Raw genomic sequence first — 16,664 nt, forward strand, 5'->3', positions numbered from 1 at the left:
TTGACACGCCGGCCGATGTTTTAGTTGCACCCGCAACAGCGCGTGCAGCCTGTTTCATAACGCTTCGCCGTTATCGAGGATGTCGAGCAACTTCTGTCCTCGCTGCCAAAGCGCCTGCTGCTTGGCTTGAGGCATGCGGTCGAGGTTTTTGTACATCATGGCCATACGCTGATTGCCACGCAGCAAATCGCCATGGCGCAGCAGAAAATGCCAGTACAGCGCATTGAACGGGCAGGCGTTGTCGGCGGTGCTTTCGCTGACCTTGTAGGCGCAGCCGCGACAGTAATCAGACATGCGATTGATGTATTGGCCGCTGGCGCAATAAGGCTTGGAGCCGAGGTAACCACCGTCAGCGTGCATGACCATGCCGAGGGTGTTGGGCAGTTCCACCCAGTCGAAAGCGTCCATGTAGATCGCCAGGTACCACTCGCAGATCTGGCTCGGGGCGATGCCGGCAAGCAGGGCAAAGTTACCCGTGACCATGAGCCGCTGGATGTGATGGGCGTAGGCGTGTTTCAGGCTTTGACTGATCGCCTGGCGCATGCAGTTCATTTGCGTTTCGCCAGTCCAGTAGAACGCTGGCAAAGGCCTGCTGTTGGCGAATGAATTGCCTTGGGCGTAATCAGGCATCTTCAGCCAGTAAACACCGCGTACGTATTCGCGCCAGCCGATCAGTTGCCGAATGAATCCCTCGGCGGCGTTGAGCGCAATGCTGCCTGACCAGTAAGCCGACTCGACGTCACTGCACAGCTGCCGCAGATCGAGCAGACCGATATTCAGCGCAGCACTGATGCGTGCATGAAACAGAAACGGCTCATCGTTGGCCATGGCGTCCTGGTAATCGCCGAATCCGGCCAGGCCGTAATCCAGAAAGTAATTCCATAACGATTGAGCGTCGGCGTGGGTAACCGGATAGTTGAAATCGTCAACGACACCGTAGTGGTGACTGAAGCGCTGTTTGACCAGCGCGAGTACTTCGCGGGTAATGGCGTCTGCGGTAAAGCCGACCGGGTAGGGGCTTTCACGCCCTTGGGCAGGGCTTTGCGGTTTTCCGCGTCAAAGTTCCAGGCACCGCCGACCGGTGTACCGTCGCCATTGATCAGTAATCGGCTCTTGCGGCGCATCTCACGGTAGAAGAACTCCATGCGCAGCTGTTTTTTGCCGGCCGCCCACGCGCTGAATTCGGCGCGACTGCACAGAAAACGCGTATCGGCGTGCCAATCAATGGCTACACCGCACTCCTTGAGAGACTGCTCCAGGCGCCAGTCGCCGCACTCAGTGACGTGCAGTTCGGCCGGTTGCAGGAGGGCCTGCCAGCGCCGCAATTCAGCCGGCACCGATCCACTGTTATTCGGGTCTTCCAGAGTGACGTACTCGACGCGTACGCCTCGGGCCTGCAGCGCCTTGGCGAAATGGCGCATGGCGCTGAAGATCAGGACGATCTTCTGCGGGTGGTGAGGCACATGGCTCGCTTCCTCCATGACCTCGACCATCAAGACCGCATCACTTGCGCGATCGAGCCCCTGCAACGAGGCGAGGTCAAACGACAGTTGATCGCCGAGGATCAGGTACAAGCGATTAACTTTGTTCATTCGGTAGAGTCCCGCAACGTCTGGTGCATCAACAAGGTGTCAGCGAAAAAATGCAGCCGCAGCGCTTTGCTCCGGCGTGCATCAAGGTGAGTCCTGGAGAGCGAATCGTTCATTGATGTTCTGCCCCGGCCTGGCGGCGGAAAAACAGCGTCACCTGGCCCACTTCGACACCGAACTTGGACATGCTGGTGCGATTGATCAGGGTGTCGTCGTCCATCAGGTACATCCAGTCGTCCATGCTCACCTCATAAACGGAGCCATCGACCGGAAGGCTCAGGCGGTAGCGCCAACGTAATGCGTTGCCGGCCACTTGCCCCGTTGCTTCGCCCACGACATCGCCAGCGCGGCCGCGCCAGTGGCCATCCCCTTGCGGGGTCAGCGTCCAGACGCGACGTTCACGAGTGCCATCGCTGTAAAGGAAGCGCTCGTCGAGAATCAGATTATTACCCTCGCGATGGCTCTGGACGTCGACCTCGAAGCGCTTGGCAACTTCGCCCGAGCGTTTCTGAAAGATCCCCCAGGCTTTGACAGGCTTGCTGAAGAACTGCACCAGATCCAGCGACGGTTGCTGGTTGGCGTAGTGGTCGACATCGACGCTGCCGCAGCTGGTCAGGCTGAGCGCCAGCGCCAGTAAAGCCAATAGACGGGTCATGGAGGTTCTCTCTGATCACACGGTTGAGCGGGAGTGAACATGGGTGAAGTTGATTGTACGGATTGCTTTTTCTGTACAGGTTTGCCGGGCGTCCGCGGCGCAAAATCGACAGGACTTTCAGTCGACATCGCGCGAAATGTTGCGCGTAGAGCAACCTTCGCCGTCAACCTTGGCCGTCAATGGCGTCGGCGCTGCTTGTACATATGGTGACTGTTTGTATAGGTTTTTTAAAGATAGGCCGAAATAATCAAACTGACAATGCAGTGTGAATTTTTTCTGGAGGCGGGCACTTGCTGGGTCGAGGCTTGGGGAAAGCCCAGGAATGGGAGGGACAACGTTGCTGCGCGATGTAACGCAAGGCTCCCGCCGAGACGGGAGCATTCACTGATCCGGTTTGATCGTTGCGTTATGCGCTGTAAACAGGGTAATCGACATAGCCTTCGGCATTGCCGCCGTACACCGTCGCCGGGTTCAGCGGATTCAATGGCCAGTCATTGGCAATGCGCGCCGGCAGGTCCGGGTTGGCCATGAACGGGCGGCCGAACGCGACAAAGTCGGCCAGGCCTGAGTCGAGCAACTGCGCGCCCGATTCGGCGTTGTAGCGGCCGGCGTAAATGATCGCGCCGCTGAACGTGTCGCGTACGGCCTGACGAAAGGTTTGTGGCATCGCTGGCGCGTTGTCCCAATCGGCTTCGGCGATGGACAGGTAAGCAATGCCGACGTCTTCCAGCACTTTGATGGCTTCGATGTAAGTGCTGTGCGGATCTTCCTCGACCATGCCCAGATACGTCCGCGCTTCGTCGGTGGTGGTGAACAACGGCGCGAAACGCACGCCGACTTTTTCTTTGCCGATGCATTCGGCGACACCGGCCACCACTTCACGCAAAAAACGCAGGCGATTGCTCAGCGAGCCGCCGTATTCGTCGGTGCGCTGGTTGCTGTGGGCGGAGATGAACTGATTGACCAGATAACCATTGGCGCAGTGCAACTCGACGCCGTCGAAACCGGCTTCCATGGCATTGCGCGCCGCTTGGGCGTAAAGCTCAATCAAGTCCTGCACTTCATCGGTGCTCAGTGCGCGAGGCGCGGAGGGCGCGACCAATTCACCGGCACCCGGCGCGGTTTCGATGAACACGCTGACTCGGTCGGTGGCCACGGCCGAGGCCGATACCGGCGCTGCGCCGCCAGGTTGCAACGCGGTGTGGGAGACGCGGCCGACGTGCCAGAGCTGGGCGAAAATCACCCCGTCGACGGCGTGCACAGCCTCGGTGACTTTGCGCCACCCGGCAATTTGCTCGGGGGTATGAATCCCCGGCGTCCAGGCGTAACCCTGGCCGCGGGGTTCGATCTGGATGCCTTCGGTGATGAGCAAGCCGGCGCTGCTGCGCTGACGGTAGTACTCAGCCATCAGGGCGTTGGGAATGTTGCCGGGTTGAGTGCTGCGCGAGCGGGTCAGCGGCGGCAGTACCAGGCGGTTTTGCAGGGTGTGCAGGCCCAGCGTGGCGGGCGTGAAGAAAGCGCTGTTATTCATGGGGTACCTTGTCTGTGGTTTATTAGACCAGTCGACTATTTTTCGGGCGAAAAAAACGCCGTGCGACGCGCACACGGCGTTCGGGTGAAAGGTCATTCGCGGAAACTTGCGCCAATAATCAGCCGAGCATTTTCAGCAGTTTTTCGGCAACGGCGGCGGAACTGGCAGGGTTCTGGCCGGTGACCAGTTGCCCATCGGCGACCACATGCACTTGCCAGTCGGCGACTTTCGAGTAACGGCCACCGAGACGCTGGAACTCGTCTTCGATCAGGAATGGCACGACATCCGTCAGGCCGACCGCCGCTTCTTCGGAATTGGTGAAACCGGTGACTTCGCGATGCTGAATCAACGGTTTGCCATCAGCCCCGACCACATGACGCAATACGCCCGGTGCGTGGCAGACAAAACCGTGTGGCTTGTTGCTGCGGTCGAAGGCTTCGATCAAGGCGATCGAGTGTTTGTCTTCGGCCAGATCCCACAGCGGGCCGTGGCCACCTGGGTAAAACACCGCATCGAAATCATCAGCGCTGACGTCGGCCAGGCGTCCGGTGTTGGCCAGTGCCTGTTGGGCGGCCGGGTCATTGCGGAAGCGATCGGTTTCAGCCGTCTGTGCGTCGGGCTCATCGCTTTTCGGGTCGAGTGGTGGCTGCCCACCGGCTGGCGAAACCAGCGTGACGTCGGCACCGGCGTCCTTGAACGTGTAATACGGCGCGGCGAATTCTTCCAGCCAGAAGCCGGTTTTCTTACCGGTGTTTCCCAATTGATCGTGGGACGTTAGAACCATCAGGACTTTCATAGAGCACCCTGGGTTGGCTGGGTGATATCGCGGCACGAGGGATTCGCGTTGCGTCGACACCCGGAATTCAGTTGACGGGGCGCAGCATAGTTTCCAATTAGACCAGTCGTCTAGTATTTTTTTATCGGAAGATTTTTCGTCGGCAGGTGTGGCAAACTTCCCATCCTGTGAAATATACGACTGGTCTATTGTTTGGTAATCAGCACCCCATGAAACCGACCTACGACGATACTCGCCAACATTTGCTCGACACCGGCCACCGGATGATGGCCGAGAAGGGCTTCACCAGTGTCGGGCTCAACGAAATCCTGCAAACCGCCGGCGTGCCCAAGGGCTCGTTCTATCACTACTTCAAATCCAAAGAGCTGTACGGCCAGGCCTTGCTTGCGGATTACTTCGTTGGCTATCTGGCGGACATGCAGCAACGCCTGACGTTGCCTGGGCTGACGGCGTATGAACGGCTGATGGATTACTGGCAGGGCTGGCAGGATCGCTGCACCCTGGAAGGTCACGGCGACGAATGTCTGGTGGTGAAACTCAGTGCCGAAGTCGCCGACTTGTCCGAGTCGATGCGCCTCACCTTGCGTGATGGCGCCGAACAAGTGGTGGCGCGCATCACCGAATGCATCGAGCAGGGCCAGGCTGAAAAGAGCCTGCCCGAGGGCGATGCCCGGCAACTGGCGGAAACCTTGTACCAACTGTGGTTGGGCGCCAGTTTGCTGAACAAGTTGCAGCGTACGGGGCAATCCTTGAATACGTCGATGGCCATGACCAGGCGACTGCTGCGCGCCTGAGCGCATGGCTACCCAGCGCCGACCTGGCGGACAGGTCGGCGTTGATAGCTCGCCTCAGAACTCTGGCGTGTACTTCACGCTGAACATCACATTGCGCGGATCGCCGAAGTTGTTGTTGCCATTGAGCTGGTTGTACGCGGCGGCGTAATAGCGCTTGTCGAACAGGTTGTTGGCGTTCACCGCCAGACCGATTTCCTTGCTCAACTGGTAGCCGAGGCGAGCGCTCCAGACGGTATAACCCGCCACGTCGTAGGTGTGTTCATAGCCCAGCGTATGGCTTTGCGTGGTGAAACCAAGGCCTGTACTGACGCGTTCCCAGTCGCCGCTGAACTGGTAGTCGGCCCACAGGCGCGCCATGTGTTTCGGGGTCCAGGTGCTGAAGACTTTGCCTTTGAGGTCGGTGTCTTCCAGGAACTTGGTGGTGTTGTAGGTGTAGCTGCCAGACAGTTGCAAGCCTGGCGCCACTTCACCGCCGACTTCCGCTTCGAAGCCCTGGCTGCGGACCTTGCCCGATGCCTTGGAGCAGTACCAGCCGCCGCAGACCATGCCCGACGCGAGGTCGTTGATGGCGCGGTTCTCCTGGTCGTAGCGGAACAGCGCCAGCGAGGTATTCACCCGGCCATCCAGCAATTCGCCCTTGAGGCCGACTTCGTAGTTGCTGCCCACCACTGGTTTGAGCGCCGTGCCGCTCGCCGTGCGGTTGGTCTGCGGCTCGAACACGTCGGTGTAGCTGGCGTACACCGCCCATTCGCGGCTCAAGTCGTAGACGATACCGGCATACGGTGTGACTTCGCCGGTTTCGTTCATGGTGCTTTCCGGTTGAGGGATCGCCACATTGCTGAAGGCTCTTTGCGTTGCGTATTTGTAGCTGTAGTCGAACCAACTGACGCGCGAGCCCAGCACCAGAGTCAGCGAGTCGATCGGTTTTACGCGCCAACTGCCATACAAGCCCTTTTGGCGAATGTCGTATTTGCTCGGCGTTCCTTGGCCGCCCGGTGTGTTCAGTAGCCCTTCGTAACTGATGTCCGGCCGGTCATGGTCGATGTCGAAAATCGTGTCAGTGCTGTTGGTGTTAAAGGTTCGAGCGTATTTGTCGTCGGACGTGTATTTGGAATAGTTGCCGCCGAGCATCACTTCGTGGGCCATCGACAAGGCTTCGAAGTGGCCGGTGACATTCATGTCGAGACCGAGTTTGGTCGAGTCGAAATCGGTGACGAAGTCCGCGTATTGAATGCCGCTGCCATCGGGGTTGATACCGTCGCCGCTGGTTTGCAGACGCTGGCTTTTGCCCTTGTTGGTTTCATCCATGCGCACTGCGCCGACCTTGAATGCCCAATCGTCGTTGAAACGGTGCTCCAGATCGGCGTAAAGCGTGGTGACGTCGATGTCCAGATGGTTCCAGCGCGCGCCGCCGTAGGTCGATCGCGGCACATTCAACGGCTTGCCGTCGGAGTAGCGAGGCAGGCCACGGATCATCGGGCGTGACTCGCCATCAGAGTTGCTGATGGCCAGACCGAGCGTAGTGTCGTCGCGCAGATCGAAGTCCAGTGCGCCGTAGAGCGAGTGGGTTTTGCTCCATTCGTAATCGACGAACGACTGGCTCTGGTCTTCGTCGGCAACGAAGCGCCCGCGTACGGTGCCCGATGAATTCAGCGGGCCACCGGCATCCAGTTGCAGGCCGTAGTGATCCCAGGAGCCGGCCTTGCCGGTAATGGTCACGGTCGGCGCATTCTGACCGCGTTTGCGCACCAGATTGATCGCGCCGCCGGGGCTGCCGGTGCCTTGCAGCAGGCCGGATGCGCCACGGAGAATTTCCAGGCGATCGAAGAAAATCAGATCCTGCGTCGCCCAGTTGCCCAAGCCATAGAAGTTGCGCGGGATCGGCACGCCGTCGTACTGCCAGTCATCGATCTGAAAACCGCGCGAGGTGAGGATCATACCTTTGCCCACGCCCTGAACACCGACCAGACCTGTGGTTTTGTTCGCCGCGTCCTTGAGATCGGTGAGGCCTTGGTCATCCATCTGTTTGCGGGTCATTACCGTGATCGACTGCGGAATTTCCTTCAGCGTATGAGTGCCTTTGCCGATGGTCACGGCACGCGCGGCGTAGGAGCCCGAGCCTTCGGTGGTGGCGTCGAAGCTGCGTTCGACGATGTTCGTCGCGTCCAATTGCACGGCGGCACTGTTATCGCGGGCCGGCTCGACGCTGAAATTGCCTTGCCCCGTCACGCGCAACTGCAAACCGCTGCCCGCCAACGCTTTCTGCATGGCTTGTTCAGCGGGCATTTGGCCGGTCACTGCCGGCGCACGTTTGCCCTGCACCAGTGCCGGCTCCAGCGAAATGATCTGCCCGCTCTGGCCGGCGATGGCATTGAGCGTGCTGGCGAGAGGGCCTGCCGGCAGGTTGAACGTCAGGTCTTGCGCCAGCGCTGAAGTCGACAGCGTTGCCAATGCAACGGCAGCGGAAAGGTTACGGGGCCACGTGTTGAACACAACATTCTCCTGTTTTTGTAAAAGCGTCAGGAGATAGGTCGGATGAGAAATGAAAACCGGACACAAACAAGAACGATTTTCATAAAATATTTTTTCGAGCTCATTTTTTGCCGATCAACGTCAGCCACGGGCTGTAGCGTTCCACACGAATCGGCAGGGTTTCGGCCAGGGCACCGAAGGTTCGTTCGGGATCATCGAGCGGGAACACGCCCTGCACGCGCAAACCGCGCACCTCAGGTGCTACGCGCACAAAACCGCGATGGTAGGGGCGTAGCGCATCGACCACTTGCTCCAGCGACTCATCGAGCACATTCAATCTGCCGTTCAACCATTCGGCTCGGCGACGCTCGTCGTCGCGGGCAAAGGTGATGTTGCGCGAGGAGAGGACAACGGCCTGACCTTCGCGGACGATTTGTGTGGTGCCGTCAAACAACCGCGCTTCGACTGAATGCTGCAACACCACCAGACGGCTGGCGTCCTGCTCCTGAGCGACGAGAAAGCGCGTGCCCAAGGCGCGCATGTCACCTTCGGCAGTGCGCACGATCAGCGGTCGGCTCGGGTCGGGTGCGACGTCGATCACCAGTTCGCCGTGGCGCAGAATGACCATGCGTTGCTGGCCATCGAAACGCAGATCCACCGCGCTGTCGGCGTTGAGGCTCAGGCGGCTGCCATCGCTCAAATTGAAATTCTGACGCTGGCCACGTCCGGTGTGCAGATCGGCCAGCAGCGACTCACCGAAATGGCTTTTGCTGCCAAGCCACAGGCTGCCGCCAAGCAAGCCGAGGCCGGCAATCACGCGCAAGGCGTCGCGGCGCGAAGCGTTTGGCTGCAATAACACCTGACGGGCTTCGCCGGCCTGACCGGGCAAGCGCCGATCCAGCGCGCGAACCGTATTGAACGAAGCGCCAAGGCGTTCGTGCAGTTTGTCCCACGCCTGACGGTGAGCACGATCGCTCGCCAGCCAGGCGTTGAAGCGCTCCTGCAGGGCGGCGTCAGGCGTACCCGCGCGCAGTGCGACCATCCAGTCGATGGCTTGCTCGCTGACCGGATCGAGGCGCGGCTTGCTCATGAGGCCATTTCGCACAGGTAGCACTGACGCAACGCCTGTTTCATGTAGCGGCTGACCGTGCGCTCCGACAGCCCGAGTTTTTGCGCAATCGCCACGTAGCTCAGGCCATCCAGTTGGCTGTAGAGGAACGTGGCTTTGACGATCAATGGCAAACCGTCGATCGCCCGGTCGATGGCGACCAGTGCTTCAATCAATTGCAGTTGTTCTTCGGGGAGGGCACCAGCACCTCCGGCAACGCAGACAACCGCTCAATGTAAGCAAGTTCCAGTTTGCGTCGGCGATGACGGTCGAAGATCAGCCGCCGCGCAATGGTCGACAGGTACGCGCGCGGTTGTTCGATGGAGTCCGGATCGACGCGAGCCACCAGCAATTGGCAAAACGTATCGGCGGCAGTGTCCTCGGCGTCCGCGTGATTGCGTACCTGGCGATTGATGTGTTGCAGCAGCCAACGGTGATGGTCGCTGAAAAAGAATCCCAGCTTGCTGGACGGGGGAGATTGCACTGGTGGGCTTTCCAGATGTTAGTGAGAATCTCTCTCAATACTACCTGTGTCGCCAGAGCCAGCGCAATGTTCAAACCACACCCTGTAGGAACCGAGCTTGCTCGCGAACGCGGTATCTCTGACGTGGCGATGTTGTGCCTGCTGTCGCCTTCGCGGGCAAGCCTTGCTCCTACAAGGCTGGCGACTGTTCAACAACGGCAATGGAGGCGGTGCTCGTCAACAATTCGCTGATCCACTGTGCTTGCCGGGCGATGTCTTGCACCTTTTCCTCGGGCACGGCCTGCCGCGCCCGGGCGAAGTTGGTCAGGGTCTTCTGCTTCTCGCGCAGGATGCGCTGCCACTTGGCCAGGAACACTGGGCTGCGTGCCTGCATTTGCAGCGGGCCGAAGTACAGTTCCTCGGCGGTGTACATCACCGCTGCTGCGCGCTCGGCGACGATGATTTCGTAGTCGAAGCGGTTTTCCCGCAGCAGTTCCTCGCAGAGGATGCGGTAGCCATTTTCCATCAGCCATTGGCGCAGTGGCTGCTCGCCGCCGTTGGGCTGCAGGATCAGCCGCTCCTGGCCGCTCAGGCGCGATTTACCGTTGTCGAGGATGTCGCGGATCGTTTCGCCGCCCATGCCGCAGATGCTGATCGCCGTGATCCCGTCGCCCGGCTCGATCGCCGCCAGGCCATTGCCCAGGCGCACGGTGATCTGCTGGTCCAGGCCGTTCTCGCGCACGGTGCGTTCGGCCGAGCGGAACGGCGTCAACGCCACTTCGCCAGCCACCGCAGCTGCAATGACACCCCGGCGCATCAGTGCCACCGGCAGATAGCCGTGATCCGAGCCGATATCGGCCAGCCGTGCGCCAGCTGGCACGTGCGCAGCCACACGCTCCAGGCGCATGGACAATGTCTGTTCGTTCAACGGCAACCCCTGCTCAACACAAACCTGCGGCATTTGCGGCCGCAAAGGGGTGCGACTTTGTCGAGCAACGCCGGGCATGTCAAATCCCGGCGACAGAATCGAGTCTGCCCATTGGCAGCTCCTTGCTGCCAAAGGGCTTGTGCGGTCAGCCCGCGAGGGTGGCGTTGTCGATCACAAAGCGATACTTCACGTCGCCCTTGAGCATGCGCTCGTAGGCGTCGTTGATCTGCTCGGCGCGGATCAGTTCGATGTCCGAGACGATGCCGTGCTCGGCACAGAAGTCGAGCATCTCCTGTGTCTCGGCAATGCCGCCGATCATTGACCCGGCAATCGTGCGCCGCTTCATGATTAGGTTGAACACGTTCGGCGATGGATGCGAAGTGGCCGGCGCGCCGACCAGCGTCAGTGCGCCATCGCGCTTGAGCAGCACGAGGAAGGCATCGAGATCGTGCGGTGCCGCGACGGTGTTGAGGATCAAATCGAAACTCTTCGCGTGCACGGCCATTTCCTCGGCATTGCGCGACACCACTACCTCATCGGCACCCAACGCTTTTGCCGCGTCGCGCTTGGATTCGGAAGTGGTAAAGGCCACGACATGCGCGCCCAGGGCATGCGCCAGTTTGATGCCCATATGACCGAGGCCACCGATGCCGACCACGCCGACTTTCTTGCCCGGCCCGGCGTTCCAGTGACGCAGCGGCGAGTAGGTAGTGATACCCGCGCACAGCAGTGGAGCAACGGCCGCCAGTTGCGCTTCGGGGTGGCGGATGCGCAGCACGTAGCGTTCGTGCACGACGATGTTTTGTGCGTAGCCGCCGAGCGTCCAGCCCGGTGCGTCCGGGGTCGGAAAGTTGTAGGTACCGATCATGCCGTCGCAGTAGTTTTCCAGACCGCTTTCGCAGTCGTCGCAGTGTTTGCAGCTGTCGACGATGCAACCGACACCGACCAGATCGCCAACCTTGTAATCCGCCACGTGCACACCGACGGCCGAGACGCGACCAACAATTTCGTGACCCGGAACGCAAGGAAATTGCGTGCCAGCCCATTCGGCGCGGACCTGATGCAGGTCCGAGTGGCAGATGCCGCAGAACGCGATATCGATCTGCACGTCATGGGCTGCCGGCGCGCGACGCTCGATCTGCATGGGTTCCAGGGGTTTATCGCCAGCGTGGGCACCGTAGGCTTGTACAAGCATGGGAACGTCCTCAATCGGTTTGTCGTGGGAACATTCTTGGGGTTTTGCCCACGCGTGCAGTAGTGCATTCCTGTGCAATCCTTGCCTGATCCTGCGAGACCTTGTGACGTTGCGCCGACAGACGCTCGCCCTGTTTGCAGGTAATCTGCCGGTTCTGACTAAAACAAAATCAAATCAGGAGTCATTGATGCAACCGATCCGTCTCGGTCTGGTGGGCTACGGCAAGATTGCCCAGGATCAACACGTCCCCGCTATCAACGCCAACCCTGCGTTCCAGTTGGTGTCTGTCGCAACCCAAGGGCAGCCCTGCGCCGGGGTTGAGAACTTTCAGTCTTTGAGCGAGCTGCTGGAAAACGGCCCGCAGGTCGATGCGATTGCGTTTTGCACTCCGCCGCAAGGACGATTCGCTCTGGTGCAGCAAGCGCTGGCCGCTGGTAAACACGTGCTGGTAGAAAAACCGCCGTGCGCCACCTTGGGTGAAGCGATGGCACTGGTGAATCAGGTCGGGGAGCAGGGCGTCAGCGGTTTGTTCGCCTGGCATTCACGCTACGCGCCCGGCATCGAAGCGGCCCGTGACTGGCTGGCCAGCCGCACCCTGCAAAGCGTGCAGATCGACTGGAAGGAAGACGTGCGCAAGTGGCACCCCGGCCAGACATGGATCTGGCAACCCGGCGGCCTGGGCGTCTTCGATCCCGGTATCAATGCCTTGTCGATTGCAACCCATCTATTGGCGCTGCCGCTGTTCGTTGAGTCTGCCGAACTGCGAGTCCCCGGCAACTGCCAGTCGCCTATTGCCGCTTCCATCAAGATGTCTGACGCGCGCCACCTCGATGTCCGCGCGGAGTTTGATTTCGACCACGGTCATGATGAACTCTGGAGCATCGAAATTCGCTGCACCGAAGGCATCCTGCGACTGGACAACGGCGGCGCACTGCTGAGTATTGACGGGGTGCGCCAAGCCGTCTCGGAGGAGGGCGAGTACGCGGCGGTGTATCGACATTTTCAACAGCTGATTGCCGACAAAACCAGTGACCTGGACCTCCAACCGCTGCGACTGGTTGCCGATAGCTTTTTTGTCGGCAGTCGGGCGTTGGTTGAGCCGTTCTTCGACGCCTGAACACAACGCCGTGCACATAACCCTGTAGGAGCTGCGGCACGCTGCGATCTTTTGATCTTTATTTCAGGATCAAAAGATCGCAGCGTGCCGCAGCACCTACAGGGCGATTTCAGAAGCGATCAAGCCTGTAACGCTCGCTGCTCGGCAAAGCACTTTTGCGGCTTTCTACCGTCGGAAAAACCATCCCCACCACCATCTCCGCCGTCACCGCCGCCTGCGTCAGCCCCAGATGCTGATGACCAAACGCAAGCAACACCTTGCCCCCACACACTTGGTCAATCACCGGCAATGAATCCGGCAACGACGGGCGAAAGCCCATCCACGGTGTCGCTGCTTCGGCGCTGAGATCCTGGCGAAACAAGCCCTGACTCAACCGATGCAACTGCCACGCGCGCTCCATACTCGGTGGTTTCTCCAGCCCGGCGAATTCGACCGTGCCCGCCAGCCGCAAGCCTTCGGACATTGGCGTCATGATGAACTTGCGCTCCAGCGAAGTGACGGGGAAGGGCAGGCGATCATGTTCCTGTGGCAGCATCAGGTGATAACCGCGCTCGGTGTCCAGCGGGACTTGCTTGCCGGTCAGCGCGGCGGTGAGTTTTGCCGAATGGGCACCACAGGCAATCAGCACGCGTTTAGCCAACAAGCCACCGTTGCCGGTGATCAACGAAACGCCGTGCTCCTGCACATGGCCACCCTTGACCGGCTGCTGGACAAAACTCACGCCGCTCGCCCTTGCCGCTTCGACCAGTTCACACACCACGCGATATGGGTCAATGAAGTGGCCGGTGCGCGGGAAGAACAGTCCGCCCTGGACCCGCTCGCTGAGTTGCGGGGCCTTCGCGCGGATGGCCTCGGCCTGCCAGTAGTCGACCGGAACTTCCTGTTGGCGCATACGTGCTTGCAGTGCTTCGATCGCCTGACGCGATTCGGGCCGCTCGAACACCAGCAAAGAGCCGTCTTCTCTCAGCAAATCGGGGCGAGCAATGTCCGCCAACAACCGCTGCCAGGCGCTAAGGCTGCTCTCGTTGAGTGCGCGCAGGCCGGCGACGGTGCGTTGGAAGGGCGCCGGACGCAGGTTCAACAACAGGCGCGTGAACCACGGCAACGCGCGCGGCATGTATTTCCAGTCCAGCCGCAGCGGGCCCATGGGGTCCATGAGCATGCCGGGCAGGCGTTTGAGGATGGACAGGTCCGCGATGGGAAATACCTGTTCAGTCGCCAGATGCCCGGCGTTGCCGAACGAGGCGCCGTGACCCGGCTCCTGCTGATCGATTACGACCACTCGCAGACCTTGGCGTGCCAGCCGTAGGGCGCACGCAACGCCGATAATCCCGGCGCCGACCACGGCAATGTCAGCAGTGTCGTGGCTGTGGTGATTAGACATTGTCCTGGGCTTCTCTTTGGCCATCGAGCAGGCGCCGCAGTTGCAGCGGATTACTGTGTTTGAGCGCTGCAGGCAACAAAGTGTCAGGAAAGTCCTGGTAGCAGACCGGGCGCAGGAACCGCAGGATGGCGGCGGTGCCGACCGAGGTTGTGCGTGAGTCGGAAGTGGCTGGGTAGGGGCCGCCATGGACCATGGCATCACATACCTCAACCCCGGTCGGCCAGCCGTTGACCAACAGGCGTCCGGCCTTGCGCTCGAGCACCGGCAGCAATGCCCTGGCGCTGTCCAGATCGGCGTCGTCCAGATGCAGGGTTGCGGTCAATTGGCCTTCCAAATGCTCGGTGACTTGCCTGATCTCCTCGTCACTGGCGCATTGCACGACCAGCGAGGCGGCGCCAAACGCCTCGCCTTGCAGATGATGATCTGCAAGAAAATCGACGGCTTCGGTGACGAATACATGGGCCTGACATTGGTTCGGGCCGCTACCCAACTGGCCGCTGGCAGCCACCTGCGCCCGAGGATTCTCGGCCAGTGCATTCACCGCCGATTCATAGGCGTTGAAAATCCCCGGGGTGAGCATAGTCTGCGCCGGGCTGCCGAGAACCCGTTCGGCAACTGCCGCGATAAAGGTGTCCAGCGCCGGCCCCTTGCGAGCGATCAGCAAACCTGGATTGGTGCAGAACTGGCCGGCACCCTGAGTCAGGGAGGCGACGAAGCCCTGCGCCAGCGTTTCGCCTCGGGTGTGCAGGGCCGCCGGAAACAGCAACACCGGGTTGATCGAACTCATTTCCGCATACACCGGAATCGGCTCGGGCCGCGCCTGAGCTGCCTTGCACAAAGCGATGCCGCCACTGCGCGAACCGGTGAAGCCCACAGCCTTGATGCGCGGGTCGGTGACCAAGGCGATACCCACTTCGCGTCCAGAGCCGAACAACAGCGAAAACACACCTTCGTGCAGGCCACATTTTTTCACGGCACGAGCCACCGCGCGGCCAACCAGTTCGCTGGTGCCGGGGTGAGCACCGTGGGCCTTGACGATCACCGGGCAACCGGCGGCCAAGGCCGAAGCGGTGTCACCGCCGGCAACGGAGAAGGCCAGCGGAAAATTGCTCGCGCCAAATACGGCCACCGGCCCCAGCGGAATTTGACGCTGACGCAGGTCCGGGCGCGGCAGCGGCTGGCGCTCCGGTAACGCCGCGTCGACGCGCACGTCCAGCCATTCTCCGGCCCGAACGGTGCGAGCAAACATCCGCAGTTGCTGGCAGGTACGACCTCTTTCACCCAGCAAACGCAGGCGCGGCAGACCGGTTTCGGCCATGGCACGATCAATCAGCTCATCACCGAGGGCTTCTATTTCCACGGCAATGCTTTCAAGAAATTCAGCGCGGACATTCAGGGTTGTCTCGCGATAAGCGTCGAACGCTGTCCAGGCCAAAGCGCAGGCTTGGTCGACATGCTCGGCCGCTCCGCCGGCATACGCCGGTTCCAGTGCGGTATCCGTGGCCGGGTTGATCCCGCGAATGGCTTGGCGATTGCCTGCGACAGAGTTCTGCCCGATCAGCATGTGGCCCGTCAGAGTCATGGTGTATTCCTGATGAAGAAAGTAGTGCCCGCCGTGAATCGGCGAGATTCACGGCAGGGAGAGCTGAAGCGATCAGGCGACGTTCTGTTCTGCCGACCAGTTTTTGTACCACTGGCGGAACAGCGCGTACTGGTTCTCGGCGTAATGACGCTGGGCATCGCTCAGCACATCGGTCTCGTTGAAATGTAGGGTGTATTCCTTGTCGCCATTGAGCACCATCAAGTGCTTGTAATAGAGCACCAGGTCGCAGCCTTCATCGAACGACGACAGCACGGCCAGTGCAGATTCCAGCTCCCGGGCCAGACGTCGGGCCTTGGCATCGCCTTTGGCCGCTTGCTTGCTCAGGGCCACCAGTTGCAGCACTTCCCGTGGCAGGGCGTTGCCGATGCCGGTAATCGCACCGGTGGCGTTGCAGTTGACGAAGCCATGGACCACTTGAGTATCGACGCCGACCATCAGCGTGACGTTGTCGTCCTGGGACGTGATGTTCTCGGCGGCGTAGCGCAAGTCGGCGGCACCGCCGAACTCTTTGAAGCCGATCAGGTTCGGGTGTTCGCGGCGCAGTTCAAAGAACAAATCGGCGCGGGTGGCGAAGCCGTAATAAGGGCTGTTGTAGATCACCGACGGCAGCTTTGGCGCGGCGTTCAGAATGGCGCCGAAGTGGGCTTTTTGCGCGGCTGGCGAGGCGCCCCGGGACAGCACGCGGGGAATCACCATCAGGCCATGGGCGCCGACTTTGGCCGCATGTGCCGCGTGGGAAATCGCCTCGCGGCTGTTCACGGCACCGGTACCAACGATGGTCGGAATGCCCGCAGCGACCAGACGTGCCACACCTTCCTGACGCTCGGCTTCGGTGAGCAGCGGCCAGTCACCCATGGAGCCGCAGTACACGACCGCACTCATGCCGATGTCGATCAGTTCGCGACCCTTGGCCACCAGCGCGTCAAAGTCCGGCTTGCGCTCGGCGGTGCAAGGGGTCATCAGTGCAGGGATGCAGCCAGTGAAAATGTTGTCGCTCATCGTTGTCACTCCTTGAAGCATTCAAATTTA

13 protein-coding genes and 2 pseudogenes are annotated in these 16,664 nt (G+C 60.5%); 2 read left to right on the top strand and 13 right to left on the bottom strand.

The genetic code is table 11. The features are described 5' to 3' along the window. Nucleotides 1–54 precede the first annotated feature (54 nt). From JFT87_RS28845 to JFT87_RS16175, 5 genes and pseudogenes are all read right to left on the bottom strand, one after another. Nucleotides 55–828 carry a hypothetical protein gene (locus JFT87_RS28845; RefSeq protein ID WP_446739739.1) on the bottom strand — a complete coding sequence of 258 codons (774 nt, stop codon included), beginning with the start codon at nt 826–828 and terminating at the stop codon, nt 55–57. A 144-nt stretch (nt 829–972) separates the two neighbouring features. Continuing rightward, nucleotides 973–1,592 (bottom strand): annotated as a pseudogene (locus JFT87_RS28850) (cryptochrome/photolyase family protein); the annotation flags it as partial. Nucleotides 1,593–1,701: 109 nt separating this feature from the next. Beyond that, nucleotides 1,702–2,244, bottom strand: coding sequence for a DUF3833 domain-containing protein (locus JFT87_RS16165; RefSeq protein WP_201202752.1), 543 nt, complete (start codon nt 2,242–2,244; stop codon nt 1,702–1,704). A 406-nt stretch (nt 2,245–2,650) separates the two neighbouring features. After that, nucleotides 2,651–3,775, bottom strand: coding sequence for an alkene reductase (locus JFT87_RS16170; protein ID WP_201202754.1), 1,125 nt, complete (start codon nt 3,773–3,775; stop codon nt 2,651–2,653). 118 nt (nt 3,776–3,893) lie between these two features. Continuing rightward, nucleotides 3,894–4,571, bottom strand: a complete 678-nt coding sequence (locus tag JFT87_RS16175) for a type 1 glutamine amidotransferase domain-containing protein (RefSeq protein WP_201202755.1) — start codon at nt 4,569–4,571, stop codon at nt 3,894–3,896. Between the two features lie 209 nt (nt 4,572–4,780). On the opposite strand from JFT87_RS16175, the gene JFT87_RS16180 reads away from it, so the two are divergent. Next, complete coding sequence (locus JFT87_RS16180) at nt 4,781–5,365, top strand: TetR/AcrR family transcriptional regulator (protein WP_201202756.1); 585 nt, start codon at nt 4,781–4,783, stop codon at nt 5,363–5,365. Between the two features lie 54 nt (nt 5,366–5,419). On the opposite strand, the gene JFT87_RS16185 is transcribed toward JFT87_RS16180, so the two are convergent. The 5 genes and pseudogenes from JFT87_RS16185 to JFT87_RS16205 form a co-directional block, all read right to left on the bottom strand. After that, nucleotides 5,420–7,858, bottom strand: a complete 2,439-nt coding sequence (locus JFT87_RS16185; protein WP_201202757.1) for a TonB-dependent siderophore receptor — start codon at nt 7,856–7,858, stop codon at nt 5,420–5,422. A gap of 100 nt (nt 7,859–7,958) precedes the next feature. Then, entirely contained in the window at nt 7,959–8,927 is a 969-nt protein-coding gene (locus JFT87_RS16190) for a FecR domain-containing protein (RefSeq protein ID WP_201202760.1), read from the bottom strand. Then, nucleotides 8,924–9,429: pseudogene (locus JFT87_RS16195) on the bottom strand (sigma-70 family RNA polymerase sigma factor). Before JFT87_RS16195 ends, JFT87_RS16190 begins: the two are co-directional and overlap by 4 nt. 169 nt (nt 9,430–9,598) lie before the next feature. Further along, the gene (locus JFT87_RS16200; RefSeq protein ID WP_342367177.1) at nt 9,599–10,336 is read right to left on the bottom strand and encodes a tRNA (adenine(22)-N(1))-methyltransferase; all 738 of its coding nucleotides are present in this window, start codon (nt 10,334–10,336) and stop codon (nt 9,599–9,601) included. 145 nt (nt 10,337–10,481) lie between these two features. Continuing rightward, nucleotides 10,482–11,531: an NAD(P)-dependent alcohol dehydrogenase gene (locus tag JFT87_RS16205; protein ID WP_201202763.1), complete on the bottom strand. Its 1,050-nt coding sequence runs from the start codon at nt 11,529–11,531 to the stop codon at nt 10,482–10,484. 187 nt (nt 11,532–11,718) lie between these two features. On the opposite strand from JFT87_RS16205, the gene JFT87_RS16210 reads away from it, so the two are divergent. Then, on the top strand, nt 11,719–12,648 hold the full coding sequence (locus tag JFT87_RS16210; RefSeq protein WP_201202765.1) for a Gfo/Idh/MocA family protein: 930 nt from the start codon (nt 11,719–11,721) through the stop codon (nt 12,646–12,648). A gap of 109 nt (nt 12,649–12,757) precedes the next feature. On the opposite strand, the gene JFT87_RS16215 is transcribed toward JFT87_RS16210, so the two are convergent. From JFT87_RS16215 to JFT87_RS16225, 3 genes are all read right to left on the bottom strand, one after another. Beyond that, the gene (locus tag JFT87_RS16215) at nt 12,758–14,032 is read right to left on the bottom strand and encodes an NAD(P)/FAD-dependent oxidoreductase (RefSeq protein ID WP_201202767.1); all 1,275 of its coding nucleotides are present in this window, start codon (nt 14,030–14,032) and stop codon (nt 12,758–12,760) included. Further along, nucleotides 14,025–15,614, bottom strand: a complete 1,590-nt coding sequence (locus JFT87_RS16220) for an aldehyde dehydrogenase (NADP(+)) (protein ID WP_201202769.1) — start codon at nt 15,612–15,614, stop codon at nt 14,025–14,027. Before JFT87_RS16220 ends, JFT87_RS16215 begins: the two co-directional genes overlap by 8 nt. 72 nt (nt 15,615–15,686) lie before the next feature. Next, complete coding sequence (locus JFT87_RS16225) at nt 15,687–16,634, bottom strand: dihydrodipicolinate synthase family protein (RefSeq protein ID WP_201202771.1); 948 nt, start codon at nt 16,632–16,634, stop codon at nt 15,687–15,689. Nucleotides 16,635–16,664 lie beyond the last annotated feature (30 nt).

It is taken from the genome of Pseudomonas sp. TH15 (assembly GCF_016651105.1).
Classification (GTDB): domain Bacteria; phylum Pseudomonadota; class Gammaproteobacteria; order Pseudomonadales; family Pseudomonadaceae; genus Aquipseudomonas.